Raw genomic sequence first — 26,871 nt, forward strand, 5'->3', positions numbered from 1 at the left:
GGGCTCGTTCAGGGCTGGGCCGGGATGCTGTGGGCGAAGAAGAAGACCGGCTCGCGGGGCTGCCCGTCGTCGGGGAGCTCGCGGTCGCCCCACCGGGAGAGCAGTGCGAGCAGTTCGGTTTCGAACTCCGCCAGTTCGGCGGGGGTGAACCGCAGCCAGCGGTCGGTGGAGAACGCCGCGTCTCCCCAGATGGCCCGCTGGTCGTCGCCGGCGGCGTGCCAGTCCCGGACCAGCCCGACCTGACGGTCCAGGTTCAGCGACACGGCGGCCTGCTGTACGGCCTCCCGGGACGGGTCGTCGGCGAAGTCGGCGCTGGACCAACGCAGCCCGGCCGAGACGAGCCGCCACCACCGCTCCCGGCGGTCCCGGGCTAGTTCCGGTGCCTCCTCGACCAGGTTGGCGGCGGCGAGCACCTTCAGGTGATGGCTGACGTTCGCGACCGCCTGCCCGGTGCGCTCGGCCAGCGCGCTGGCCGTGGCCGGGCCGTAAACCTTGAACACGTCCATCAGGCGGCGGCGGAGCGGATGGGACATGGCGGCCAGCACTCGGGAGTCGGTGACCTGACGGATTTCTCTGCTCATGCGCCCACGCTGTCATATGCAACAGCAATTGCGCAAGACATGTTGCGCAATCGCCGTTGCGGATAGCTACGCCGGTCGTTCGCCCGACCGCCGGCAAGGCGGCCATGGAGCGGGATCTGCTCGCCGCCGGGGCGGTCCTGCCGACCACCCTGCTGCGGGCCGGTGCGATCCACGGGCCGCACACCGTGCACCCCGCGAGTGACACTTCGTGAAACGTGCCCTGGACAACCGGCCGGTACGCGTGCCGCGCACGATCGGGACCGGGACTTCCTGCCCGACCTCGCGCAGAACCACCGCACCGACTACTTCGACTGCCCGCCGAGGGCGCCTGGTTGCGCCGCCGCACCATCGGCTGACCGGGGCGCCGGGCAGCTACCGACCGCGCCGCCGGGGTGGACAGACCCTCAGGTCGCCGTGAGCTTGGCGGCCAGTTCCTCGACCCGGTCGCCGAACACCGCCCGCAGCGCGGCCGCCGCGTCGTCGAGGTCCTTGGAGCCCAGCCCGGCGAGCACCCCGTCGATGATCTCCTGCTCGTTGACCCAGTCCTTGCCGAGCATGGTCATCTGGTTCGCCTTGACCTCGGTCAGCATCCCCTCGATGTTGTAGAAGTGCTGCCGGATGTCGGTACGGCCGCTGCCGTCCGGTTTCTGCGCGCCCTGCCAGAGGATGTAGTTGACGTCCTTCGCGTACTTGAAGAGTTGCTCCTGCTCCCTGTCGGACAGTGCCGGCATGATGTTCTCCCCTCCGGACGATGCGGCGACGTCGCGCCGGAACTGGTTCATGTTGAAGCTCGGGTCCGTCTTGACGCTGGAGTGGCCGTAGCCACCCGGTTGGTGTTCCTTGTGGCCGGCGATCCCCCAACCGGTACGGTCGCGCAGCGCCGCGACGCCGCGCACGTAGGAGTCGTACTGCCGGGCGGTCCACGGCTCGCCGAGCGCGTGCTGCGCCTCGATGCCGACCAGGCCGGAGTTGCCGACCCCCTTGAACGGCCCGGCCCAGCCGACCCGGACGTGGTTGCACCGGCCGGAGGCGATCACGTGCCAGTGCCCGGTACGGGAGAGATAGAGCTGGGCGATCGGCGGCGGTGCCGTCGCGGAGCCGTTGAGCAGGACGTAGATCTCACCGGCGTCGGTGGAGTGCAGGGAGCCGCGGGTCTCGTGGCACATGATCCCGTGTGGATCGAAGGACGTGGAACCTCGACTTCGCCAACCGCCGACCTCGTGGACCGTCAGACCGGCGGACCGGAGCACGTCGGCGAGCCACAGCAATCGCATCGATCAGTCCCCCCTACTCGGAGGCAGGTGTTCACTACTGACCGTATCCGCGACATCGATCGGAGTCCAGTCGTCCAAGCTGCCAATCTGACCAAAAGCAATGGTCAACCCATCCGAGGTTGGGAAGGGACGGCTAGCCGGCCGACGACCTCAGAAGGCCAGACACTCACACTCCGTCATCAACGCGCGAACGTTCCGGACGTACTGCGGGTTGGGGATCTTCAACCCGTCGTCGGTCACCACCGCACCCGGCCCGAAGTTGTACGCCGAGATCACCGCGTTGAGCAGGCAGGAGTTGAGTGCGCTGCCGCAGTCCTCGGCGGAGACCCCGTAGTCGCTCTCGAAGAAGGCGTCGCCGATGTACTTGATCAGCCAGGCCAGGTAGTTCGCGCCGAGCGTGGCGTTGTCCCGATAGGCGTCGATGTCGTACGACTGGTCGAAACGCTGGTTGACGAAGGCCGCGGTGTCCGGCATGACCTGCATCAGCCCCACCCCGCCGTCGCAGGCGATGATGTTCGACTGCCAGCCGCTCTCCTGCCAGGCGGTCGCCTTGACCAGGTCGACCGGCACCCGGATGTCCGGAGCCGAGTTCGGCCAGTAGATTCGGCCGGCCGCCTCGGTCAGTGCCTGCTTGACCTGGGCCCGGCTGGCCTGGCTGCCCTCGTAGCGCGGCTTGGTGCAGCCGGCCTCGGGCTTCGGCGGCGGCGGGGGCAGCTTCGTCTCGGTCGGCGGCTTCGGGACCTTGCGCGGCCCCGGCTTCTTGCTGGGGGTGCGTTTCGGCGTCGCCGAAGGGGTCGGCCGGACGCCGAGCCCCGCCACGGCCGGCGGCTCCGGCTCGGTCGTCGGCTCGTCGGCCGCACCCGGCTGCGCGACGGCGGACGGGTCCACCTCCGCGACGACGGTGGTGCCGTCGCCGCCCGGCTCGCCGTTGGCACAGGCACCCACGGCGGCCAGCGTCAGGACCACCACCCCGGACAGCAGTCCCGTCCTGCGTAGCCAGTCAGTCATCCAGTCCCCCCAGTTTCCCGGCCGCACCATAACAGGCACGCCGGCCGCTCAGGGGACATCGACCACCACGGTGGCTCGTCCACTGGTGGCGGATCTGGCCCACGGTGGGTGGACCTGGCCCACGGTGGCGGACCTGGCCCACGGTGGCGGACCTAGCCCACCGGTGACCGGGCCTCGCCCATCGGCGGCTCTGCCTCGCCCATCGGTGTCCGGGGCTCGCCCGTGGGCGTCCGGGGCTCGCCCTTCGACGGCTGGACCCGGTCTTCCTTCAGCGGCCCGGCCGAGGTCCCGGCGGCCCGCACCGCGCGGTCCCGGCTCGCCCAGGCGACGATGAAGACCGCGGTCCAGAGCACCCCGAGCAGCACCGAGGTGACCGTCTCGCTCGCCGAACTCCAGCCGACGTAGAGCCGGGCCGCGCCGATGGTCACCACCCCGACCGCCGCCACCGTCCAGGCCGCCACCGCCATCGGCCAGCGGCTCTGCCGGGCCAGCAGCCAGGCGAGCGTACAGAAGCTCGCCGCGACCACCGCGTTCTGGGCCGGCAGCAGCCGGACGGGTGCGCTGCTGGTCGGCCCGGTCACGTCGGTGACCAGGACCAGCACCAGCAGCGGTACGAAGGCGCCGACCGTACCGAGCACGCTGAGCAGGTCGACCCGCCACGGTCGGGTACGCCAGCCGACCACCGCGGCGGCCAGCGCCACCACCAGGATCAGCACCGGCCCGCGCAGCGCGCCGATCGCCGCGTGCGCCAGCTCGGCCACCCCGTCGGTACGCCGGGACGCGAACCACTCCGCTATCGCGCTGTCGACCACCGACAGCCCGCTGTGCGTGATCACCAGGTCGAGCAGCCAGGCCAGGGCCAGCCCGGTGACGAAGAGCAGCGCCAACCCGGCGGCCAGGTTCGCCAGCAGCGTCCAGCCCGGCCCGATGTGCATCGACAGCACGAAGAACAGCACCCCGTACCGCCGGGCCAGCCAGCGCAGCGGCGGCCGGGCGACGGCCCGGGACAGCAGCGAGCGGACCGGATCCGGGTTGCGGCCGAGCCAGCGGCCGACCAGCACGATGGCCACGATGAAGACGATCAGCAGCAGTACGGCGCCGGTCGCCCTGCCGAGGCGCTGGGAGACCGTCTCGTAGGACTCCCCGGCCAGATAGCCGGCCAGCACCGAGCTGCCGACCCAGGTCACCACCCCGGCCAGGTTCCACGGCCCGAACCGCCGGTACGGCATCCCGGCGCTGCCGGCCAGCCGGGGCACCAGGGTCCGGGCGAAGGCGACCCAGCGGGCCGCGAAGACACCGCGCCCACCCAACCGGGCCAGCATCGCGTCGGCCCTCACCCAGCGCCGTGCCCCGATCCGGCTCCCCCAGCGGCCCGCCCGCAACCGGGGGCCGTGCCGCCGGCCGCTGCGGAACGCCAGCGTGTCGCCGAGGGCCGCTGCGACAACCATCACCACCAGCGCCGGGCCGAGCCGCAGCAGTCCGGTGTACGCGAGGAAGCCGACCAGCAGCAGGGTCGCCTCGGCCGGCATCACCAGGCCGACGATCACGGCCGTCTCGGCGGCCACCAGCAGCGCGGCGGCCAGGTAGACCAGCACCGGTGGCAACTCCCGCACCACCGTCAACACGTCATGCACGCCCGCCCCCCGAACACCACGGCCAGCATGCCAGCCACGCGGTCGGCCGGCACAGGGATTCCCGCGGAGACGGGGGTCGACTCAGGGGGAACCCGGACGTCGGCCCGGATCACGCGGGCGGGAGGATGGAGCGCATGCAGACCCGCGGGGACCTTCGTAACGTCGCAATCATCGCCCACGTCGACCACGGCAAGACCACGCTGGTCGACGCCATGCTGCGGCAGTCCGGCGCGTTCTCGGCCCGGGCCGAGCCGGCCGACCGGGTGATGGACTCCATGGACCTGGAGCGGGAGAAGGGCATCACCATCCTGGCCAAGAACACCGCCGTGCGCTACCTGCCGGCGGACGGTTCGGACCCGGTCACCATCAACATCATCGACACCCCCGGGCACGCCGACTTCGGCGGCGAGGTGGAACGCGGGCTGACCATGGTCGACGGGGTGCTGCTGCTGGTGGACGCCAGCGAGGGCCCGCTGCCGCAGACCCGGTTCGTGCTCCGCAAGGCGCTCCAGGCCCGGATGCCGATAATCCTCGTGATCAACAAGGTGGACCGGCCGGACGCCCGGATCAAGGAGGTGGTCGACGACACGTACGAGCTCTTCCTGGACCTGGACGCGGACGCCGAGCAGATCGACTTCCCGATCGTCTACGCCTGCGCCCGGGACGGGATCGCCTCGCTGACCCAGCCCGCCGACGGCACCCTGCCGGCCGACAGCAGCTCGCTGGAGCCGCTGTTCCGCAGCCTGCTCGACACCATCCCGCCACCGGCCTACGCCGAGGACGCGCCGTTGCAGGCGCACGTGACCAACCTGGACGCCTCGCCGTTCCTCGGCCGGCTGGCGCTGTGCCGGGTCCGCCAGGGCACCATCACCAAGGGCGAGACCGTGGCCTGGTGCCGCACCGACGGCACGGTGGAGCGGGTCCGGGTCTCCGAACTGCTGATGACCGAGGGGCTGGAGCGCAAGCCGGCCAACTCCGCCGGGCCCGGCGACATCATCGCGGTCGCCGGCATCCCCGAGATCATGATCGGCGAGACCCTGACCGACCTGGAGGACTCCCGGCCGCTGCCGTTGATCACCGTCGACGAGCCGGCGATCTCGATGACCATCGGGACCAACACCTCGCCGCTGGTCGGGCGGGTCAAGGGCGCCAAGGTCACCGCCCGGATGGTCAAGGACCGGCTGGACCGGGAGCTGATCGGCAACGTCTCGCTGCGGGTGCTCCCGACCGACCGGCCCGACGCCTGGGAGGTGCAGGGCCGGGGAGAGCTGGCCCTGGCCATCCTGGTCGAGCAGATGCGCCGCGAGTCCTACGAGCTGACCGTCGGCAAGCCGCAGGTGGTGACCCGGGAGATCGACGGGAAGACCTGCGAGCCGGTGGAACGGCTCACCATCGACGCCCCGGAGGATTACCTCGGCGCCATCACCCAGCTGCTGGCCACCCGGAGGGGCCGGATGGAGCAACTGGTCAACCACGGCACCGGCTGGGTCCGGATGGAGTGGCTGGTCCCGGCCCGCGGGCTGATCGGCTTCCGCACCGAGTTCCTCACCGACACCCGGGGCACCGGCATCCTGCACCACGTCTTCGAGTCGTACGAACCCTGGTTCGGCGAGTTGCGCACCCGGAACACCGGTTCGCTGGTCGCCGACCGGCCCGGGGTGGCCACCGCGTTCGCGATGCTCAACCTCCAGGAGCGCGGCACCCTCTTCGTCGAGCCGTCCACCGAGGTGTACGAGGGCATGCTGGTCGGCGAGAACTCCCGCTCCGACGACATGGACGTCAACATCACCAAGGAGAAGAAGCTCACCAACATGCGCTCCTCGACCAGCGAGGAGACCGAGAAGCTGATCCCGCCGCGCAAGCTCTCCCTGGAGCAGGCGCTGGAGTTCTGCCGCGAGGACGAGTGCGTCGAGGTGACCCCGGTGGCGATCCGGCTGCGCAAGGTCGTACTGGACGCGCCGTCCCGGGCCCGGGCCGCCGCACGCCGCAAGCACGCCGGCTGAGTCAGGTCGTACGCTGCCCAGATGCCCTGGGAAGCACTCGACACCGAACTCGCCGCCGTCGCCGGTACCGTCTCGGTCTACGCGGGGCGGCTCGGCCGCCCGCCCGCGTACACCCGGCTGCCGGACGTTCCGCACTACGCGGCCAGCACCATGAAGGTGGCGGTACTCGCCGCGCTGTACCGGGCCGCCGAGGCCGGCGCGGTGGACCTGAACGCGGCGGTACCGGTGGTCAACGAATTCGACTCGGCCCGACCGGGTGCGGGCCGGTTCTCCTGCGCCGCGGAGTACGACAACGACGAGGCGGTCTGGGCCCGGCTCGGCGGCACCGCGCCGCTGGGCTGGCTCGCCGAACGCATGATCGTCCGGTCCAGCAACCTCGCCACCAACCTGGTGCTGGGGCAGGTCGGGCTGCCCGCCGTCGCCAAGGTCTGGGCGGACAGCGGTGCCCGGCACAGCCGCACCGAGCGGGGCATCGAGGACTTCGCCGCCCGGGACGCCGGCCTCGACAACCAGGTCACCGCCGCCGACCTGACCGGGCTGTTCGGCGGGATCGTCCGGTCCCGGCTGGCCTCCCCCGACACCTGCGCGGCGATGCTGGACGTGCTGCTCGGCCAGGAGCGCGGCGAGGACCTGGCCGCCGGGCTGCCGCCGGGGACCCGGATCGCGCACAAGAACGGCTGGGTACGCGGCGTCCGGCACGGCGCCGGAGTGGTCTTCCCGGACGACGCGCCCCCGTACGCCGTGGTGGTCTGCACCAGTGCGCCGCCGGACGGTGCCGCCGGGCCGTCCGACGACCGGGACGAACGGGCACGCCGCCTCGTCGCCCGGGTGTCTGCCCTGGTCTGGGCGGCCCGGCACGGTCTGGGGACCGTCCGCTGATCCGACGGTCGATATGGTGCCTGCATGTCGATCGCCTCGGTACGCACCCACCGGCTCTCCGCTCCGCTGCACACGCCGTTCGTGACCGCACTGCGCCGTACCTCCACTGTAGAGACCCTGGTGGTGGAGGTGGTCGATGCCGACGGGCGGTCCGGGTTCGGCGAGGCACCGCAGGTGTGGCAGGTGACCGGGGCGTCGATCGGCGGTGCCCGGGCCTGCGTCGAGGAGGTGTTCGCCCCGCTGCTGACCCGGCGGAACCCGGACGACCTGGTGGCCCGGTGCGCGGAGGTACGGGCTGCGGTGGTCGGCAACGAGGCGGCGAAGGCTGCGGTGGACGTCGCACTGCACGACCTGGCGGCGCGGCGGCTCGGCGTACCGCTGGTGCGGCTGCTCGGCGGGACGTCCCGCCGGGTCGCCACCGACGTCACCCTCTCCGCCGGGGACGCGGTCGAGTTGGCCGGCACCGCGAAGCAGCGGATCGCCGACGGCTTCGAGGTGCTGAAGGTGAAGGTCGGCACGGACCCCGCGGGTGACCTGGCCCGGGTCCGGGCGGTACGCGCCGCCGCCGGTCCGCAGGCCCGGATCCGGCTCGACGCCAACCAGGGCTGGACGCCCCGGGAGGCGGTCCGGGTGATCCGCGGTGTCTCCGACGCCGGGCTCGACGTGGAGCTGGTGGAGCAGCCGGTGCACGCCCGGGACATCGCCGGGCTGGCCTGGGTGGCCGACCGGGTGGACGTGCCGATCCTGGCCGACGAGTCGGTCTACGGGCTGCGCGACCTGGTCGAGGTGATCCAGCGCCGGGCCGCCGACCTGGTGAACGTGAAGCTGGCCAAGTGCGGTGGACTGGGGACGGCCCGGGCGCTGCTGGAGCTGGCCGCCGCGCACGGCCTCGGCACGCTGGTCGGCTCGATGATGGAGAGTCAGATCGGGATCGGCGCGGCGGCCAGCCTGGTGGCCGCGTACGGCACCAGCGCCGTGTCGGACCTGGACGCGGCCTGGTGGCTGGCCTGGACGCCGGTGCAGGGCGGTATCCGGTACGAGAACGCCACCGTGGTGCTGCCGGACGCTCCCGGTCTCGGCGTCGTCGGCCTGCACGGGACACCACCACCCACCCCCTGACGCCGCCCGTCACCCGCACCCGTCACGCCTCACCCGCACCCGTCCCGCGTCGCCCGTCACGTGTCATCCGCACCCGTCGCCCGTCACGCGTCAGCCGTCGGTCACGTCTCCCTTCTCGCGCCCGACCGCCGCGCGCCCACCGGTCATGAAGGCAACATTCAGAGGCTTGTTGCAGGGCGGCGCTTATTTTCATAGGGTTTCGGGCGGGAGCGGGCGAGGACGGGTGGTACTGACATGGCGGTGCGCTCGGGGGACGAGGCCGTTGTCCGGGTCGCCGTCGCCACCCTGTGGGCGGGCCCGGAGACTGTTCGTCCGGTGGACGCACCGGCCCTGTCCCGCCGGACCGACATCGCCGGCTGGATCTCCGGGATGAGCGCCGACCAGCGGGTCGGCGACTGCGTGCTCAGTCAGCTCCTGCTCGGCGAGCGGGTGCTGGTCGAGCAGGTCCGGCCGGACGGTTGGGTCCGGGTCGTCGCGGTGGAGCAGCCGGCGGCCAGGCTCGACCCTCGGGGTTATCCGGGCTGGCTGCCGCTGGACCAGCTCGTCGCGCCGGCCGATCCGGCACCGGCGGACCTGGTCGTCTCGGCGACGGTCACCCGGCTGCACGACGCACCGTTCGGTGCGGTGGTGCTGCCCGACGTGATCCTGGGTACCCGGCTGACCTGCGCGGGACCGGTCCGCGCCGGCTGGCGGCCGGTCCGGGTCCCCGACCAGGAGCAGCCCCTCTGGGCGCCCGACACCCACCTCGCCCCGGCGCCGAACCAGCCACCGAGCGCGACCGAGGTGCTCACGGTGGCCAGCCAACTGCGGGACGTGGTCTATCTCTGGGGCGGCGTCTCGGCGTACGGCATCGACTGCTCGGGCCTGGTGCATCTGGCCTGGCGGCGCTTCGGCGTACGCCTGCCCAGGGACGCCGACGACCAGGCGGCGGCGACGGTTCCGGTGCCGCTCGGTGCGGAACGCCCCGGCGACCTCTACTTCTTCGCCCGGCCGGGCCGGCGGGTCCACCACATCGGCATCGTCACCGCCCGTCCCGGCCCGGACGGCGACCGACGGATGCTGCACGCCTGCTACACCAAGCGGCGGGTGCTGGAGGAACCGATGCCCGCTGACCGGACCGCCACCCTGGTCGGCGCGCACCGGGTCACCGACTCACTCCCGGCCTGAGCCGCTGGCCCCGCGGCCGTGCCCTTCCCCCGCGGTCCAGACGGACCGCAGGGGGAAGGGGGAAGGCCGCACTCCTCTGAGTTGCCGCTCCGGCGCCCTACCTCAGCCGACCGCGCCCACCTCAGCCGACCGGCAGCTTCTGCGTGGTCCGGCCGTCCCGGCTGGACTTGATCAGGCTGGCCACCGTCGCGATCGCCAGGGTGCCCAGGATGACGGTGAGGGAGAGCCAGATCGGGATGTGCGGCGCCCAGCCGACCGGCTCGCCACCGTTGACGAACGGCAGGTTGTTGCCGGCCAGCGCCTCCAGCACCAGTTTGACGCCGATGAAGCCGAGCACGACGGCGAGCCCGATGTTGAGGTAGACCAGCCGGTCGAGCAGTCCGCCGAGCAGGAAGTAGAGCTGCCGCAGCCCCATCAGCGCGAAGACGTTGGCGGTGAAGACCAGGTACGGCTCCTGGGTGATCCCGAAGATCGCCGGGATGGAGTCGAGCGCGAAGACCAGGTCGGTGGTGCCGATCGCGATCAGCACGATCAGCATCGGGGTGAAGAGCCGCCGGCCGTTCTCCCGCACGCTGAGCCGGGCGCCGGAGAAGTCCCGGGAGACCGGCAGCGCCCGCCGGCTCCAGCGGATCAGCACGTTCTCCTTGAAGTCCTCCTCGTCCGGCTCACCCTGCCGCAAAAAGTTGATCGCCGTGTAGATGAGGAAGGCGCCGAAGATGTAGAAGACCCAGGAGAACTGGTTGATCAGGGCCGCTCCGGCCGCGATGAAGCCACCGCGCAGCACCAGCGCCAGCACGATACCGATCAGCAGCACCTTCTGCTGGTACTGCCGGGGTACGCCGAATCGCGACATGATGATCACGAACACGAAGAGGTTGTCCACCGAGAGGCTGTACTCGGTGAGCCATCCGGTGTAGAACTCCCCGGCCACGGTGAGATTGGTGGTCAGGGCCAGGCCGACCCCGAAGACGATCGCGAGGCCGACGTAGAAGGCGACCCAGAGGCCGGACTCCCGCAGACTCGGCTCGTGCGGTCGCCGACCGACGATCACTAAATCAAGTAGTAGGACCGCGGTCAGCACGACCAGCGAGACGACCCACACCCAGGTGGACACGTTCAAGACACTCCTCCGGCAGGCACACGGCACCGCCGTCAGCACGCGAAAGACGCGCATCAGGCGATGCAGACGATGGTGACTGTCGGAGGTCTCTTCCGCCATCGCCACGCGGAGACGCCGCGACGACAACCTACGGTGCCGGGTCCTCGTAACCGGTCTGCCGGCCGACGACCGTGTTGACGACACCGTCGCGAAGGAATACTCCCCTCCTACAGGGGCCATTGTTCACCATTCCCTGCCCCGCGCGCATCTCCCCGGTCGGGCTATCTGGATCACTGACCCTAAGCCATCCTAGGAACCTAGGTGCTATGTCGGGGCAGCAGCGGGTCGGCGAGCGGCCAACCGACCGCCAGGATCCGGTCGCAGGCCAGGATCGCCGTCCGCAGCCGGTCCGGAAGCGGACCGGTGAGTTCGATCACGGGTACGCCGGATTCGGCCAGCACCGCACGAAACCGCTCGGTCATCCAGCCGCGCAGGTGCGCCCCGTCCCGCAGGCCGTCGTCGGCGAACGGCACCCCGCGATGGTCGGTCAGCAGATAGAGATCGGGCCGACGGGCGGCGGCCCGGACCCGGGGTGAGGTCGAGCCGAGATACCGCTCCTCCCACACCGCGGTGGCCCGGGCGTCGGTGTCACAGAAGAGCAGCGGCCCACTGCGCCGCGCGGCGGCGTCCTCGGCGGCCTGCTGCTCCCGCACCACCGTCTCGAAGTCCGCCCGGTCCCAACCAACGTCGAAGATCGTCGCCTCGGGCTCGGTACGGCGCAGCCGGGCCAGCTTGGCGGCGGTGAGTTCCCGGCCGTACTCCGGTACCCAGCAGGTGCGGTAGTGCCCGGCCAGCGCCCTGGCGACGGTGGTGGTACCGGTGGACTCGGCGCCCACCACGACAATCCGGCGGACGAACCAGGCCCGGACCGGCGGGCTGAGCATCGCCCAGTGCGCTACCGGATCGGCCCGCACCGCCGTGCCCGAGACCGGTACGGCGACCCGGGCCGGATCGACGGGTACGTCCACCGCGTCGAACCGGCGGGCCAACTCCGCGCCGTACGCCTCGGAGGAGAAGACCGCGTCGACCCGGGCCGGCCCGACCGCCGCCCGGAACACCGCGCAGTGCGCGTCCCAGGCGGCCGGGTCGGCGTAGTCAACCGGATGGTCGTCGTACCGGCCGACGAACCGGACGTGCCGGTCGGCGGCGTGCACCTCACGCAACCAGTCCAGCCGCAACTCCAACGGCACCGACTCCCGCCGGGACGGCGCCACCACCACGGTGACCGCGGCACACCGGCGGGCCGCCTCGGCGATCAGCGCGTGGTGCCCGGCGTGCGGCGGATAGAACTTCCCCACCACCAGGCCGTGCCCGAACTCCGGCCGGCCACCGGCGAAAAGGTCCCGACCGTCCCGCACGGTCACGGGGTGGCCGGGGCCGGACCGGGCGCTACCGGCCGGACGCCGACGGCCGCGAGCCGGCGCAGGTCGGCCCGCCAGTTCCGCAGCCCGATCACGCAGAGCCCGAGGAAGACGACGTACAGCCCGGCGGTGAGATGGAGTTCCTTGTAGACGTAGAGCGGGATGTAGACGAGATCGGCGGTGATCCAGATCCACCAGCTCTCCACCCGCTTGCGGCACTGGCCGTACGTCGCCATCAGGGAGAGCGAGGTGGTCACCGCGTCCGGCAGCGGCACGGTCGAGTCGGTCGCCCGGTCCAGCAGCAGCCAGAGCAGCAGCGTCAGTACCGCGCCGGCGCCGACCAGCAGCAGCCACTCCCGCCGACCCGTCCGGCCGACCACCAGCCGGCTCCGCTCGGCGCCGCCGAACAGCCACGCCCACCAGCCGTACAGGCCGAGTCCGACGTAGACGATCTGGAGACCGGCGTCGGCGTACAGGCCGGCGGTCCAGAAGAGCAGCATCAGCAGCAGCACGTTGGCAATGCCGACCGGCCAGTTCCAGATCTTCTGTCGGGTCAGCAGCCAGACGGTGAGTACGCCGGTCGCGAAGCCGAGCAGTTCGGCCCGGCTGGTCGGCGTGCCCGCCACGGTGAACGCGGTACCGGTGAGCCAGTCGAGCATGGCGCGCCCCCCAAAGATCCTTCGGAGTTCCCACCGTAGGTACCGGCGCTCGGGACGGGTATACCCCGATCGACCGGACCGGGCCCATCCGTGCCATCCTGCGCTGATGGTGCTGGAGGTTGCGCTGATCGAGGTGCTGGCCGGTCAGGAGGAGGCGTTCGCCGAGGGTCATCAGACGCTGGCCGGCACCCCTGGATGCCGGTCGATCCGGATGACCCGGGGCATCGAGTCGCCGTCCCGGTTCGTGCTGCTGGTCGAATGGGACTCGGTCGAGGCCCACCTGGAGAACTTCCGGGCCACCGAGCGGTTCACCACGTGGCGCTCGCTGATCGGCCCGTACTTCGCCGCCCCGCCGGTGGTCGAGCACTTCACCGACGTGCCAACGCCGGCCTGACCGCCGACCCGACGAAAACTGTCGTACGCCGCGGCTAGCCTGCCGCGAGACAGGGGTCTCTCTGAGCGGCAGTTCTCGGGGGCGGCGGTTCTCTGAGGCGCCGGTTCTCGGAGACGGCAGTTCTCTGAGGCGGCGGTTCTCGGAGGCGGCGGATGTGTTCGGCGCGGCGACGTCGACCGATCCGAACACCGGCACCGCCGGCCCCGGCGGGTTCGGGGCCGCCGGGTCCGGCGGGTTCGGATCGGGTTCTGCGGGTCCGGATCGGGTCCGGGCCGGGGTGGATCGGGTCCGGGTCGGGATCGGGTCGGGTCGGATGCGGATCCCGGTCGGATCATCGGACGTCGAGCCCGGCAGCCCTCGGTTAAGCCAGCGCGCCGGCCGGCACGCCCCACCGGGCCGGAATCCGTTCCAGCACTCCTTCGGCGAAGACCTCGTACAGTGGCAGGGTTCGCAGGTGGACGTACCCGATGTGGCAGTCGCAGGCGGCGTTCGGACACGGCCGGGGACGCAACGCGGCGCGGTACGACCCGTCGTAGAGATTGCCCAGCGGTGTCTCCACGAAGTGGCAGCGCCGCACGGAGCCGTCGCCACGCACCGAAATCACCGTCTCGCCGGCCCGACACGGCGCACCGGCCGACGGATGCGGCCGCACGCTGTAGCCGAACAGCGGGTCGAGGGCGGTCCAGGCCGCCTCCTCGGCAGCCGTGTAGGAATGCCCCTCGGCCGCGTTCACCCACAGATAGACGTCGGCCGGCAGCGCCGCCCGGACCGCCGCCGCCTCGGCTCGGTGCTCCGGTAGCCCGACCACGCCGACCGAGTACCGCACCCGCAGCTCGGTCAGCCGGGCACAGCGCCGCAGGAAGGTCTCCCGGCGTACCTGGCCGGGGTGGTAGGTGGCCCAGAGCGCGACCGTACGCCGGTCGGCGGCGGCCAGCCAGTCCAGCCGGCAGGCCAGGTTCGTCTGGATCGCCACCCGCTCCAGGTGCGGCAGCCGGGAGAGCGCCACCAGCGCGTCCCGGTACCAGGACCGGGCCAGTCCCTCGCCCCAGGGCGTGAAGAGCACCGACAGCCGGTCGCCGTCGGGATTGCGGGTCGCCCAGTCGACGAAGCGGCCAAGCGCGGCCCGGTCGGCGGCGAGTTCGGCCCGGCTGTCCCGGCGCTTCGCGAACGGGCAGTAGGGACAGTCGTAGTTGCAACTCGCCAGCGGACCGCGGTAGAGCACCGAGAGGTTCATCGGAGCGGGTACTCGGCCATCGCCCGGCGGACCTGGCCGGAGACCAGCCACGGCCCGATCGCGTCGGAGCGTTCCAGTCCGGACTCGGTCAACCCGATCCGGGCCGGCCCCGAGGTCAGCCAGCCGCGCTCGGCGAGGCGGTCGAGCTGCGGAAAGTCGTCGTCGACCCGGCTGCCGAAGCGGTCGAGATAGCCGGCCGGATCGAACCCCTCCGCCCGGAGCAGCGACTTGACCAGCCAGCGGCGGCGCTGTTCCACCGGGTCGAGCCGGAAGCCGACCTCGGCGACCTCGAAATCGGTGGCGGGCCGGCACAGGTAGTCCTCGATGATGCTTCGGACGTGCCGGACCCCGACCGCGTAGTCGAACGAGTAGTGCAGGTCGGTCGTGTAGGACCGGGCCCCGCAGCCCAGCCCCACCATGCCGTCGTCCTGGCAACAGTAGTCCGGCCCACTCTGCTCCGTCGGGCCGGACATCGGCCCGGGCCCGTCGGCGCTGAGCCCCGGACCGTCGGAGACGCGCTCGGCACGGCGGAAGTGTCGTAGCGACAACTGCTGGTAGCCGGCGGCCCGCAGCGCGTCCCGGCCCTGCCGGTACAGCGCCAGCCGCTGCGCGTCCCAGGCCGGGTCGGCACCGCCCGCCGCGCCGGTGATCCGGCCGAGGCCGGTGAGCGGGCGGACGTAGAGCGGATAGAGAAACACCTCCTCCGGAGACCAGCACAGCGCAGCGGAGATCGACTCGGTCCAGGTCGTCGCGGTCTGCCCGGGAATCCCGTAGATCAGGTCGACGTTCAGCTCCGGGATGTCGTGCGCCCGGATGGTGTCCAGGGCCCGTTCGACCTCCACCCGGCGCTGCGGTCGCCCGGCCGCCCGCGCCTCGCTGTCCAGGAAGCTCTGCACCCCGATGCTGACCCGGGTGGTGCCACGCTCGGCCAGAACCGCGATCCGATCGGCGGTGGCGGTGGCCGGCGAGGTCTCCACCGCCACCGGCACCGTGCCGAGCCGGGCGCCGAAGCCGGCGAGCAGGTCGAAGACCGCGGTCAACTCGGCAGCGTCCAGATAGGTCGGGGTGCCGCCACCGACCGCGACCCGGGCGTACCCGACGCCGTCGCCGAGTGCCTCCCGGACCCGCTCGGCCTGCCGGGCCAACTGGTCGAGATAGCCGCGCACCTGCTCGGCGGGCGGGTTCGAGCGGGTGAAGAGGTTGCAGAAGCCGCAGCGCATCTCGCAGAACGGCAGGTGCAGATAGAGGAAGAGGGCCTCCCGCCGCTGGCCCGCCCAGACCTCACGCAGCGCCGGGCGGGGCCGCAACGGCCGGTACGCCGTCTTGTGCGGGTACGCGTACAGATAGCCCTGGTACGGCGACCCGTCCAGTGCGCCGGTCACCCCGACTGTTCCGGCCCGGGCCAGTCGCCGGGCTTGCCCCAGTCACCCGGTTCGAGAACGAACTGCCCGTACGGCACCGTCCACACCACCTCGTGACCGAGCCGGTGACCGCTGTGCCCCTCCTCGCCGTACGCGGTGCCGTGGTCGGAGCAGATCAGCACCAGGCAGGGCCGGTCTCGGGAGGTGGCGAGGGCGAAGAGCCGCCCGATGTGCCGGTCGACGTACTCCAGCGCGGCAGCGTGGCTCTCCCTGGTGTCCCGGTCCGCTCCGGGCAGGTAGTGCCGGTTCGGCTGGTGGATCGCCGCGACGTTGACGAAGAGGAAGAGCGGCCGGTCCTCCGGCGCCGTCGGCAGGACGGTGGCGATCCGATCGAGCTGTGCCTCGAAGCAGCGCGGTGCGGAGACGCCGAACTCGGGCTCCCAGTGCGCCTCCGCGAAGAGGGCGGGCAGTACGCCACCCAGCGGGGACCTGCCGTTGAAGAAGCCGACCCCGCCCACGCAGACGGTGTGGTAGCCGGCCCCGGCGAGTGCCCGGACCACGTCGGGGGCGTCGAAGGTCCAGGTCTGCTCTCCGGTCGTCTCGCTGCCGGGGAAGGCCGCCGCGAAGAGCCGGGGGTGCGGCCCGGGTGTGGTCGGGGTGGGCAGGAAGCCGGCGAAGAACGCCTGGTGCGCCGCGTAGGTGAAGCTGGCCGGGCTGTGCCGCCGCTCCCAGACCCCGCCTGGCAACGCACGGGCCAGGTTCGGTGTGCGCCCGGCGGCGGCCAGTTCCTCGGCCACGTCGTAGCGGAGTGTGTCCAGGGTGACGAACAACAGGTCGTGGCTGCCGATCATCTCCTTCATGCCGCACTCCCCACCTTTCTGTCACGTCCCGGGTTCTCATGCTGCCCGGTGCCACCGTCGTCCGCTCGCCGGGGGCCCCGCCCGGCTCGCCCGTCCCACCCGGCTCGCCCGTCCCACCCGACTCGCCCGTCCCACCCGGCTGTCGACCCGGGCGCTACCCCCGCGGTCGGCCCGGGCGCTGCCACTGCTTCCGGCACCGGTGTCGGCCCGGGCGGTGTCGTCGATGCCGGCGCGGGTCCCGGCGTCGGCCCCGGCTCGCCTGCCGACTCCGGCGGCGTCGGTGCGCTGGCTCGCCACCGGGCGAACCGACCGGTCCGCAGCGCGTGCAGTTCGGCCGCGTAGCTGTCCCGGCCTGCCGGGTCGACCAGCCCCGGCAGCAGGTCGCCGAAGGCGTTCACCTCGGCCACCGCGTGCCGCCGCCAGCCCGTGCCGATCAGCAGGTCCACCCCGACGTGCAGGCTGCCCGGAAAGCAGGCGGCGGCCCGGACGCAGGTCTGCAGCGCGGCGCCGTAGGCGGGTTCGCCCATCGCCGCCCGCAGCGCGGCCAGGTCCGCCCGGGCGTTGCCGAGGTGCAGGTTGGTCAGTGGACCGGAGCTGGCCCGGACCACGACATGTTCCGGTCGACCGGCCACCACCAGCACCCGCAGGTCGATCGTCCGGTCGCTAAGCCCGGCCTTGGGAAACCAGCGCTCGACGTGCAGCCCGTCCGGGGCGAGCCGGTCGACGATCGCCGCGACCTGCCGTTCGTCGGTGTAGTCGCGGACCCGCAACGAGTTGTAGAGCCGGCCGTCGGCGGTCAACTCGACCGAGGTGGTAGCGCGGATCCGGCCCGGCGCCACCTGGAGGGCGAGCACTCCGGAGGCGGACGAGCCGTGCGCCGGCTTGACGAAAACCCGGGACCAGCCGGCGGCGCGCATCGCCGCGCGCAGCTCCGGGTAACCGCCGGAGGCACCCGTCCAGGCAGCCGATCCGGCCGGACCGGCCAATGTGGACGCCGCGGCCGAGGCAGGCGGCCCCGGTGGCGCGTGCGGCGCAGCCGGCACGGACGCCAGCTGCGGCACCGGCACCCCGGACAGCGGATGCGGCACGGACGGCCCGGACAGCGGATGCGGCACGGACAGCACCGGGGGCAGTGCCGGCGGCACCGGTACCCGGGCTGCGGCCAGCCGGGCGTGACAGGCCCGCTTGTCGAACATCGCGAGCACGTCAGCGGGATCGTTCAGCAGGGTCGCTCCGGCGGACCGGGCGGCCTGGTCGAGCCGGCCCAGGGCGGCGCGGAATCCCGCGTACCAGGCGGCGAGGCCGACGATCTCGCCGTGCTCGGCGGGCCGGTCCGCCCCGCGCAGCAGCCGGTCGACCTCGGCGTCCTCCCCTGGCGAGTCGATCCGGACCACCGCCGCCCGGGGCAGCCGGACCGGACCGGCCGCCAGCCGCCGCCAGGGCAGCACCGCCACCGGTACGGCTGTCTCGGTCGCGGCGGCCCGGAACAGCGCCACCCGGCGGTTCTCCGGGTTGCCGACGACCACCAGCGGGGCCCTGCCAGTCATCCGTCGATCATGCCAGTCACTCGTCGACGGCCACGTACCGGTCGTCGTACTCGTCGGGCAGCATGACCTCGGTGAGATCCACCTCGACGCCCGGCAGCTCGGCCACCAGCCGGTCGGCCATCTCAGCACTCAGGTAATGATGATGCAGATCCAGCCGACGCAGGTGCGTCAACGGCTGCCCGGCCAACAACGCCGCCGCCCCCTCGTCGGAAAGAACCCCCAACGACAGGTCCAACTCCCGCAACCGCGCCACCACCGGCGCACCCGCCACCGCCACCGCCACCCGATCGGCAATCTCCGCATTACGCAAACCCAACGACCGCAACGACGGCAACCGCTCCCCACCCAGGATCGGCGCCAGATCCTCCACACTGGTGTCCCCGCCCCAACGGTCCGTGCCGAGCCAGAGCTCCAGGTGCGCCAGGGCCGGGAAATCGGAGTCGGCGATGCCCCGGACGACCCCGGCCGACAGACCCGCCGACTCCACCACCAGCGTCCGGAGCGCGCCGTGCCGGACGGCATCGAAGGCCAGCCCGTTACGGCCCGCGGCGTCGGCGTCGCCGCTGCGGATCCGCAGGATCTCCAGCCCGGGGTACGCCGCCAGCAGCGCCGCGACGTCACCTTGGCAGATCCAGGACAACTCGCACTCCTCCGCCGGGATGTCGCCGAGAAAGAGCGCCCGCAACCCGGTCAGCCGGTCGGCGGCGGCGCAGAGCTGACCGATCGGTGCCGCGTTCATCGCCGCGTAGCCCCAGCTGCCGATCACCAGGGCGCGCACCCCGGCCGGATCGACCAGCTCCAGAAACTGCTCGAACGCGTGCCGGAACATCGACGAGGGGCCGTAGTCCCAGCCGTCGTCGTCCTCCCACGCCTCGATTCGCCAGGCGACCGCGCCGGGCTCGGTCGGCAGCTCCGCCTCGGGTACCAGGCGCGGCGGCTCGTCCGTCCAGCTCTGGCTCAGCCCGAAGACCGGCAGCCCGGCGAACTCGGTGGCGTGACCGGTGAAGCTCGTCCTCACTCCGACACCGCGATGTACCGGTCGTCGTCCTGGTCGGAGGGTTGTACGTCGGAGAGGTCCAGCTCGACGCCCGGCAGCTCGGCCACCAGCCGGTCGGCCATCTCAGCACTCAGGTAATGATGATGCAGATCCAGCCGACGCAGGTGCGTCAACGGCTGCCCGGCCAACAACGCCGCCGCCCCCTCGTCGGAAAGAACCCCCAACGACAGGTCCAACTCCCGCAACCGCGCCACCACCGGCGCACCCGCCACCGCCACCGCCACCCGATCGGCAATCTCCGCATTACGCAAACCCAACGACCGCAACGACGGCAACCGCTCCCCACCCAGGATCGGCGCCAGATCCTCCACAGTGGTGTCGCCACCGTACTGGTCGGTGCCGAGCCAGAGTTCCAGGTGCGCCAACGCCGGCAGGTCGCATTCGCCGATCGCCCGGACCACGTGCCCGGGCAGGCCACCGGCCTCGATCGCCAGCTCGCGCAGTGCGGTGTGCCGGGTCGGGGTGAGGGTCAGCCCCTGGGTCGCACCGCGGATGCGCAGAATCTCCAGCCCCGGGTACGCCGTCAGCAGCGGAGCGGGATCGGCCTGGGTTATCCAAGAGATCTCCGACTGCTCCGACACCATCTCACCCATGAACAGTGCCTTCAGCCCGGCAAGTCGCGGCGCCAATCCGGCCACCAGTTCGACGGGGGCGCTTTCCTCGTACGCCTCGCCCCAGTCGCCGACGATCAGCGCGGTGACCTTGGCGGGGTCGACGGCGGCCAGGAACCGCTCGACCAGGTCGGCGAAGTCTCCGTCGCGGGTCGGGAAGTCGGTGAGACTGAGCCGCCAGGCGACCGCATCGGGCGCCACGTCCGGCAGTCGGGCCGGATCGAAGTCGACCACGGGCCGGTCGGCGAACTCCGTGATGTGTGCATAGATCGTCATTGGGGCTCCGGTAGCGCTCGGGGGCGGCAGAACCCTAACAAGGCGAACCGACAACCGGTCGCCCGACGCGGCACCGACAGCCGCGACCTCCGGCACGCCGCCTACCGACCGGTCGACCTCCCGGTCGTCGTAGCCGCGCCCGCCCGGCGCACACAGCGCGCCCGGCACCCGGAGCGCCTGGCACCCGGAGCGCCCGGCGCACACAGCGCCCGGCACACGGAACGCCCGGCATGCCGTGCCGCCGCCCCCGCCGCGATCAGTTCGGCCAGTTGGCGGGCGCTGCCGGCCGCCGCACCGACGATTCCCGCTCGCCGGGATCGCGCGGATCGGGTTGACTCTGCGGCATGGGGGAACGGGTCGCCTTGATAACCGGAGTCAGTCGTCGGGCGGGCATCGCCGCCGCGGTCGCCCGACGGTTCGCCGCCGCCGGCTACCGGCTACAGCTGACCGGCCTGCCCGGGTACGACGAGGCGCAGCCCTACGGCGGCGATCCCGACGGCGTCCCCGGGCTGCTCACCGAACTGGAACAGGTGACCGGCGACCCCGACACGACCCGGTACCTGGCCGCCGACCTTGCCTCGCCGACCGCTCCGGCCGAACTCGTCGAGACGGCGGTACGCGCCCACGGCCGGCTCGACGTACTGGTGGCGGCGCACGCCTACTCGACCCACACCCCGCTGGGCAAGCTCGACGCGGACGAGGTCGACCGGCACCTCGTCGTCAACGTGCGGGGGACCCTGCTGCTGGCCGAGGCGTTCGCGGCGGCGTTCCGGGCCGGCTCCGGCGGCCGGCTGGTGCTCTTCTCCAGCGGGCAACGGCTCGGCCCGATGCCGGGCGAACTCGCGTACGCGGCCAGCAAGGCCGGGGTGGAGAACCTGACCCGGCAGTTGAGCCCACTGCTGATGCCGAGGGGCATCACGGTGAACTGTGTCAACCCCGGCCCGACCGACACCGGCTGGGCCGCGCCCGAGGAGATGGCCGCGGGCGGGTACCTCTTCCCGGGCGGCGAGTGGGGCCGGCCGGACGACGCCGCCCGGCTCGTCGAGTGGCTCTGCTCGCCGGACGGTCGCTGGATCACCGGCCAGGTGATCGACTCCGAGGGCGGCTTCGACCGGTACGCCTGACCGGCGGAGCGCCCGGTAGGGCCGGCCACCGGTGGCAGCCCGACGGACCTGTCCCGACCGCTGGTCAGTTCACCCCGGCGGCGTCCATGCCGCGCAGCTCCTTCTTCAACTCGGCTACCTCGTCGCGGATCCGGGCCGCGAGTTCGAACTGCAACTCCCGGGCGGCGGCAAGCATCTGGTCGTTGAGTTCCTGGATGAGCTGAGCCAGCTCGGCCCGGGCCATCCCCTCCCGGGCCGGCGCGGCACCGACCCGGCCCCGACTGCGGGTCTCCGGGGTCGGCGCCTTGCCCCGGGACATCTGCCGCACCGCGCCGCCGACCCGGGTGGTGGCTCCCTCGGTGTCCTCGGCCTCCCGGTAGATGTCGTCCAGGATGTCGTGGATCTTCTTGCGCAGCGGCTCCGGACTGATCCCGTGCGCCTCGTTGTGCGCCACCTGCTTGGCCCGGCGCCGGTTGGTCTCCTCGATCGCCTCGGCCATGGACGGGGTCATCTTGTCCGCGTACATGTGCACCTGGCCGGAGACGTTCCGGGCGGCCCGGCCGATGGTCTGGATCAGGGACCGACCGCTGCGCAGGAAGCCCTCCTTGTCGGCGTCGAGGATCGCCACCAGCGACACCTCGGGCAGGTCCAGCCCCTCCCGCAGCAGGTTGATCCCGACAAGTACGTCGTAGTCGCCCTTGCGCAGCTCGCGCAGCAGCTCCACCCGGCGCAGCGTGTCGACCTCGGAGTGCAGGTAGCGCACCCGGATGCCGTGCTCCAGCAGATAGTCGGAGAGATCCTCGGCCATCTTCTTGGTCAGCGTGGTGACCAGCACCCGCTCGTCCCGCTCGGTACGCAGCTTGATCTCGTGCATCAGGTCGTCGATCTGCCCCTTGGTGGGCTTCACCACCACCTCCGGGTCGACCAGACCGGTCGGCCGGATCACCTGCTCGACCACCTCGCCCTGGGCCTGCTCCAGCTCCCATGGGCCGGGGGTGGCGGAGAGGAAGACCATCTGGCCGACCCGGTCCAGGAACTCGTCGAAGCGCAGCGGTCGGTTGTCGGCGGCGCTGGGCAACCGGAAGCCGTGGTCGATCAGCATCCGCTTACGCGAGGCGTCGCCCTCGTACATGCCGCCGATCTGCGGGATCGTGACGTGCGACTCGTCGACCACCGTCAGGTAGTCGTCGGGGAAGTAGTCCAGCAGGCAGTGCGGCGCGCTGCCCGGGGACCGGCCGTCGATGTGCATCGAGTAGTTCTCGATGCCGGAGCAGAAGCCGACCTGGCGCATCATCTCCACGTCGTAGCTGGTGCGCATCCGCAGCCGCTGCGCCTCCAGCAGCTTGCCCTGCCGCTCCAGCTCGGCCAGCCGTTCGGCCAGCTCGGCCTCGATGCCGGCGAGCGCCCGCTCCATCCGCTCCGGGCCGGCGGTGTAGTGGGTGGCCGGGAAGATCAGCAGGTGGTCGACCTCCCGGACCACCTCGCCGGTCAGCGGGTGCAGGTAGTAGAGCTTCTCCACCTCGTCGCCGAAGAACTCGATCCGGAGCGCCAGCTCCTCGTACGCCGGAATGATCTCCAGCGTGTCGCCCCGGACCCGGAAGGTGCCCCGGTTGAACGCCATGTCGTTGCGGGTGTACTGCACGTCGACCAGCCGGCGCAGCAGCTTGTCCCGCTCGACCTCCTGGCCGACCTGGATCCGCACCGACCGGTCCAGATATTCCTGCGGGGTGCCCAGGCCGTAGATCGCCGAGACGGTGGCGACCACCACCACGTCGCGGCGGGTCAGCAGGGACATCGTGGTCGCGTGCCGCAGCCGCTCGACCTCCTCGTTGATCGAGGAGTCCTTCTCGATGTAGGTGTCGGTCTGCGGGATGTACGCCTCGGGCTGGTAGTAGTCGTAGTACGAGACGAAGTATTCGACCGCGTTGCGTGGCAGCAGCTCGCTGAACTCCTTGGCGAGCTGGGCGCAGAGTGTCTTGTTCGGCGCCAGCACGAGGGTGGGGCGCTGCAGCCGCTCGATCAGCCAGGCCGCGGTCGCGCTCTTGCCGGTGCCGGTCGCGCCGAGCAGCACCGTGTGCCGCTCGCCCCGGCGGACCCTGCGCTCCAGGTCGTCGATGGCGGCCGGCTGGTCACCCGACGGCTGGAAATCGGAGACCACCTGGAAGCGGCCGTCGAGCCGCGGAATGTCGAGCGCCATGACCTCAACCGTACGCCGATGGTGTGACAGGCTGCCGGGCCACGGTGGGTACACGATCGGCTTCGATACGGTCATTGTGTGGCAAAGATCACCGCGCTACCGTTCTAGGGTAGGCCGCTCGCGGCGGCCGACCGGGTCTGCGACACCAACCGCCACACCGGCTGGGTCGCATCCGGCGCAGGGGTTGCAGCCCCGGCTCAGGCCGGCGAGCGCACCGATGCGGTCGCGCGAGAGCGCAGACCGGCCGCCGCGAGCGCCCTTTGCGTCTCTGCCCGGTCACCCGCTGCCCGCCTCCGCCCGCTCACGACCCCTCCTCCGGCGGTGGCCGCCAACCGCTGCCCGCCGCCCACTCCTCGGCATGGCGGTGCTCCAGATCGAACCAGGGCTCCTTCGCCTCGGCGTAGGCGGCGAGATCCGGGCCGGCCGCCGCCAGCCGCCGCTTCACGGCCAGGTAGTCGGCCCGGCGTTCCGGGTCCACCCGCAGGTGGTCACGCATCAGCAGGGCAAACCGCCAGCCGGGCGAGCCGATCTCCCGGACGTGCAGGTTGACCAGCCGGCCCGGGTCGGCGCTGCCGTGCAGGCGCTTCTCCCACCGCGAGGCCCCGCCCGGATGGCGCGGGTTGTCCCACCACTGCCCGGGACAGCGCGGGAAACCGGCGTCGGCGAGCCGGTCGGCCAGGGCATCGGCCTCGGCCAGCGACGCGACGCCCAACTGGAGGTCGACGACGTCCTTGGCCGCCAACCCGGGCACCGAGGTCGAGCCGACGTGGTCGACACGTACCTCGGCCGGGGCGACGGCGTGCCGGATCCGGGCTGCCAGCCGCCGGTACTGGGCCGGCCAGCTCGGATCGGGCTCGACCAGGTGGGCCCGGCTCGCCCGTACCGGTCGACGCTCCCGAAGGTTCCGTTCGTACGGCGTCAGCCGGTCCCGCCACAGCGCGTCCACCTCGGCGTGCAGCCCGGCCAGCTCACCGTCGTTGTCCAGCAGTACGTCGGCGGCGGCCGCCCGTAGTTCGTCGCCTGCCTGGGCCCGGATCCGCCGCTCCGCCTGCTCGGCCGTCATGCCACGGCCCCGGACCAGCCGCTCGACCCGGGTCGCCTCGGCGGCCCGTACCACCAGCACCAGGTGGTACGTCGGGGCGAGCCCCACCTCGACCAGCAGCGGTACGTCGTTGGCCACGATCGCGTCCGGAGCGGCGCCATGGATCAGTTCGGCGCTGCGCCGGCGTACCCGGGGGTGGATGATCGCCTCCAGCCTGGCCCGCGCCGACGGATCGGCAAAGACGATCTCGCCGAGCACCGCCCGGTCCAGGCTGCCGTCCTCCGTACGCACCCGGTCACCGAACGCGGCCACCACCTCGCGCAGCCCGTCGGTACCGGGCTCCACCACCTCTCGGGCGATCCGGTCGGAGTCGACCACCACCGCACCGAGGCTGGCCAGCCGGGCCGCGACGACGCTCTTCCCCGATCCGATCCCACCGGTGAGTCCAACCTTCAGCACCTGCCCAGTCAACCCGATCGACGGCCACCGGCCAAGATCTTTGGATTCCGCGACCGGTTCGGAGAGGAGAGGAGAGGCGACGCGACGCGACCACCGGGACAAGGGAGGCCGCGGCGAGCAGGGGGCCGCCGGGAAAAGGGAAAGCCCGCTTCCCCGGGCCGGGCGCGCCGGTCCTGGAAGCGGGCTTCCGCCTCGTGTTACCTCGTGTCGACTACTTGCCGCCGGCGAGCTTCTCCCGCAGTGCGGCGAGCGCCTCGTCGGTGGCGAGGGTGCCGGCCGGCTCCTCCGCCTGGCGAGCCGGCGCGGTGCTGGTGGACGAGGTACCGCCACCGCCGCCGCCACCGGTGGCGGCGGTCGCCGCCGCCGGGTTGGCCGCTGCCTCGGCGTCGGCCGCCCGGGAGTTCTGCACCTGCTTGGTGTGCGCCTCCCAGCGGTTGCGGGCCTCGGCGTACTGCTGCTCCCAGGCCTCCCGCTGCTTGTCGAAGCCCTCGAGCCACTCCCCGGTCTCCGGGTCGAAGCCCTCCGGGTAGATGTAGTTGCCCTCGTTGTCGTAGGTCGCCGTCATGCCGTAGAGGGTGGGGTCGAAGTGCTCCTCGCCCTCGACGAAGCCCTCGTTGGCCTGCTTGAGCGAGAGCGAGATCCGCCGCCGCTCCAGGTCGATGTCGATGACCTTGACCATGACGTCCGAGCCGACCTGGACGACCTGCTCCGGGATCTCCACGTGGCGCTCGGCCAGCTCGGAGATGTGCACCAGGCCCTCGATGCCGTCGTCGACCCGGACGAACGCACCGAACGGCACCAGCTTGGTGACCTTACCCGGCACGATCTGCTGGATCGCGTGGGTGCGGGCGAACTGCCGCCACGGGTCCTCCTGGGTCGCCTTCAGCGACAGCGAGACCCGCTCGCGGTCGAGGTCGACGTCCAGCACCTCGACCTCGACCTCCTGGCCGACCTCGACGACCTCGGACGGGTGGTCGATGTGCTTCCAGGAGAGTTCGGAGACGTGCACCAGGCCGTCCACGCCGCCGAGGTCGACGAAGGCGCCGAAGTTGACGATCGAGGAGACGACGCCCTTGCGGACCTGGCCCTTCTGCAGCTTGTTGAGGAACTCGGTACGCACCTCGGACTGGGTCTGCTCCAGCCAGGCCCGGCGGGACAGCACCACGTTGTTGCGGTTCTTGTCCAGCTCAATGATCTTGGCTTCGAGCTCCCGACCGACGTACGGCTGGAGGTCTCGCACCCGACGCATCTCGACCAGGGACGCGGGCAGGAAGCCACGCAGCCCGATGTCCAGGATGAGGCCGCCCTTGACCACCTCGATGACGGAACCGCGGACGACGCCGTCCTCGTCCTTGATCTTCTCGATCGTGCCCCAGGCGCGCTCGTACTGGGCCCGCTTCTTCGAGAGGATCAGCCGCCCCTCCTTGTCCTCCTTCTGGAGGACGAGGGCCTCGATGTGGTCACCGACCGACACCACCTCGGCGGGGTCGACGTCGTGCTTGATCGACAACTCGCGCGAGGGGATGACGCCCTCGGTCTTGTAGCCGATGTCGAGCAGGACCTCGTCCCGATCGACCTTGACGACGGTGCCTTCGACAATGTCGCCGTCGTTGAAGTACTTGATGGTCTCGTCGATCGCGGCGAGGAAAGCTTCCTCGGAACCGAGGTCGTCGACGGTGACCTTGGTGGCGCTCGAGGGGGCCTCGATGCTGCTCGTCATGTGGGCGGTTGCTCCGGTCGGATGGATGTCACAGCAGGTTTGTGTCGCGGTGACCCGTTTACGCCTGCGGATCCGTCGCCGGAGACTCCGGGCGGTCGCTGCGCGGACCGCTGGGAAGTATCCGGCGACCGCGGACCTGCTCCCTGCCGAGGCACACGATCCGCGA

General features: G+C 71.7%; 22 protein-coding genes. 6 read left to right on the forward strand and 16 right to left on the reverse strand.

Annotated elements, in window-relative coordinates:
* Positions 1-8: 8 nt before the first annotated feature.
* The 4 genes from EV371_RS02090 to EV371_RS02110 all read right to left on the reverse strand — a co-directional run bounded on the left by EV371_RS02090 (position 9) and on the right by EV371_RS02110 (position 4,497).
* Positions 9-581, reverse strand: a complete 573-nt coding sequence (locus EV371_RS02090) for a helix-turn-helix domain-containing protein (RefSeq protein ID WP_130460545.1) — start codon at positions 579-581, stop codon at positions 9-11.
* Between the two features lie 404 nt (positions 582-985).
* Positions 986-1,855, reverse strand: a complete 870-nt coding sequence (locus EV371_RS02100; RefSeq protein WP_130460546.1) for an N-acetylmuramoyl-L-alanine amidase — start codon at positions 1,853-1,855, stop codon at positions 986-988.
* Between the two features lie 150 nt (positions 1,856-2,005).
* Entirely contained in the window at positions 2,006-2,863 is an 858-nt protein-coding gene (locus EV371_RS02105) for a transglycosylase SLT domain-containing protein (protein ID WP_130460547.1), read from the reverse strand.
* Positions 2,864-3,015: 152 nt separating this feature from the next.
* The gene (locus tag EV371_RS02110; RefSeq protein WP_130460548.1) at positions 3,016-4,497 is read right to left on the reverse strand and encodes a VTT domain-containing protein; all 1,482 of its coding nucleotides are present in this window, start codon (positions 4,495-4,497) and stop codon (positions 3,016-3,018) included.
* Positions 4,498-4,631: 134 nt separating this feature from the next.
* Between EV371_RS02110 and typA the strand changes: the two genes are divergently transcribed.
* The 4 genes from typA to EV371_RS02130 all read left to right on the forward strand — a co-directional run bounded on the left by typA (position 4,632) and on the right by EV371_RS02130 (position 9,665).
* Positions 4,632-6,500, forward strand: coding sequence for a translational GTPase TypA (gene typA, locus EV371_RS02115; protein ID WP_130460549.1), 1,869 nt, complete (start codon positions 4,632-4,634; stop codon positions 6,498-6,500).
* Positions 6,501-6,521: 21 nt separating this feature from the next.
* Entirely contained in the window at positions 6,522-7,379 is an 858-nt protein-coding gene (locus EV371_RS02120) for a serine hydrolase (RefSeq protein ID WP_130460550.1), read from the forward strand.
* Positions 7,380-7,403: 24 nt separating this feature from the next.
* Positions 7,404-8,498: a dipeptide epimerase gene (locus EV371_RS02125; protein ID WP_130460551.1), complete on the forward strand. Its 1,095-nt coding sequence runs from the start codon at positions 7,404-7,406 to the stop codon at positions 8,496-8,498.
* Between the two features lie 234 nt (positions 8,499-8,732).
* A complete protein-coding gene (locus tag EV371_RS02130; RefSeq protein ID WP_130460552.1) occupies positions 8,733-9,665 on the forward strand; it encodes an NlpC/P60 family protein in 933 nt (310 codons plus the stop codon).
* A 121-nt stretch (positions 9,666-9,786) separates the two neighbouring features.
* On the opposite strand, the gene EV371_RS02135 is transcribed toward EV371_RS02130, so the two are convergent.
* The 3 genes from EV371_RS02135 to pnuC form a co-directional block, all read right to left on the reverse strand.
* A complete protein-coding gene (locus EV371_RS02135; RefSeq protein WP_130460553.1) occupies positions 9,787-10,785 on the reverse strand; it encodes a TerC/Alx family metal homeostasis membrane protein in 999 nt (332 codons plus the stop codon).
* A gap of 296 nt (positions 10,786-11,081) precedes the next feature.
* A complete protein-coding gene (locus EV371_RS02140) occupies positions 11,082-12,182 on the reverse strand; it encodes an AAA family ATPase (protein ID WP_165436579.1) in 1,101 nt (366 codons plus the stop codon).
* 2 nt (positions 12,183-12,184) lie between these two features.
* Positions 12,185-12,844, reverse strand: a complete 660-nt coding sequence (pnuC, locus tag EV371_RS02145) for a nicotinamide riboside transporter PnuC (RefSeq protein ID WP_130460554.1) — start codon at positions 12,842-12,844, stop codon at positions 12,185-12,187.
* Positions 12,845-12,950: 106 nt separating this feature from the next.
* Between pnuC and EV371_RS02150 the strand changes: the two genes are divergently transcribed.
* The gene (locus tag EV371_RS02150) at positions 12,951-13,238 is read left to right on the forward strand and encodes an antibiotic biosynthesis monooxygenase family protein (RefSeq protein ID WP_130460555.1); all 288 of its coding nucleotides are present in this window, start codon (positions 12,951-12,953) and stop codon (positions 13,236-13,238) included.
* A gap of 361 nt (positions 13,239-13,599) precedes the next feature.
* On the opposite strand, the gene EV371_RS02155 is transcribed toward EV371_RS02150, so the two are convergent.
* The 6 genes from EV371_RS02155 to EV371_RS02180 are packed head-to-tail and all read right to left on the reverse strand — an operon-like array spanning position 13,600 to position 20,184.
* Complete coding sequence (locus tag EV371_RS02155) at positions 13,600-14,472, reverse strand: STM4011 family radical SAM protein (protein ID WP_130460556.1); 873 nt, start codon at positions 14,470-14,472, stop codon at positions 13,600-13,602.
* Complete coding sequence (locus tag EV371_RS02160; RefSeq protein WP_207230378.1) at positions 14,469-15,854, reverse strand: STM4012 family radical SAM protein; 1,386 nt, start codon at positions 15,852-15,854, stop codon at positions 14,469-14,471. The genes EV371_RS02155 and EV371_RS02160 overlap by 4 nt, the downstream gene beginning before the upstream one ends.
* Positions 15,851-16,693 (reverse strand): STM4013/SEN3800 family hydrolase, encoded by an 843-nt coding sequence (locus EV371_RS02165; RefSeq protein ID WP_130460557.1) that lies wholly within the window; start codon positions 16,691-16,693, stop codon positions 15,851-15,853. Before EV371_RS02165 ends, EV371_RS02160 begins: the two co-directional genes overlap by 4 nt.
* A complete protein-coding gene (locus EV371_RS02170) occupies positions 16,690-18,240 on the reverse strand; it encodes an STM4014 family protein (RefSeq protein ID WP_486484443.1) in 1,551 nt (516 codons plus the stop codon). The genes EV371_RS02165 and EV371_RS02170 overlap by 4 nt, the downstream gene beginning before the upstream one ends.
* A 16-nt stretch (positions 18,241-18,256) precedes the next feature.
* Positions 18,257-19,258 (reverse strand): STM4015 family protein, encoded by a 1,002-nt coding sequence (locus EV371_RS02175; protein WP_130460558.1) that lies wholly within the window; start codon positions 19,256-19,258, stop codon positions 18,257-18,259.
* The gene (locus tag EV371_RS02180) at positions 19,255-20,184 is read right to left on the reverse strand and encodes an STM4015 family protein (RefSeq protein WP_130460559.1); all 930 of its coding nucleotides are present in this window, start codon (positions 20,182-20,184) and stop codon (positions 19,255-19,257) included. The genes EV371_RS02175 and EV371_RS02180 overlap by 4 nt, the downstream gene beginning before the upstream one ends.
* 344 nt (positions 20,185-20,528) lie before the next feature.
* On the opposite strand from EV371_RS02180, the gene EV371_RS02185 reads away from it, so the two are divergent.
* Positions 20,529-21,308 (forward strand): SDR family oxidoreductase, encoded by a 780-nt coding sequence (locus EV371_RS02185; protein ID WP_130460560.1) that lies wholly within the window; start codon positions 20,529-20,531, stop codon positions 21,306-21,308.
* 64 nt (positions 21,309-21,372) lie between these two features.
* On the opposite strand, the gene uvrB is transcribed toward EV371_RS02185, so the two are convergent.
* The 3 genes from uvrB to rpsA form a co-directional block, all read right to left on the reverse strand.
* Positions 21,373-23,484: an excinuclease ABC subunit UvrB gene (gene uvrB / locus EV371_RS02190; protein WP_130460561.1), complete on the reverse strand. Its 2,112-nt coding sequence runs from the start codon at positions 23,482-23,484 to the stop codon at positions 21,373-21,375.
* Between the two features lie 301 nt (positions 23,485-23,785).
* On the reverse strand, positions 23,786-24,985 hold the full coding sequence (gene coaE, locus EV371_RS02195) for a dephospho-CoA kinase (protein ID WP_130460562.1): 1,200 nt from the start codon (positions 24,983-24,985) through the stop codon (positions 23,786-23,788).
* A gap of 211 nt (positions 24,986-25,196) precedes the next feature.
* Positions 25,197-26,705 (reverse strand): 30S ribosomal protein S1, encoded by a 1,509-nt coding sequence (gene rpsA / locus EV371_RS02200; RefSeq protein ID WP_130460563.1) that lies wholly within the window; start codon positions 26,703-26,705, stop codon positions 25,197-25,199.
* Positions 26,706-26,871: the final 166 nt, after the last annotated feature.

The organism is Plantactinospora sp. CNZ321 (assembly GCF_004217235.1).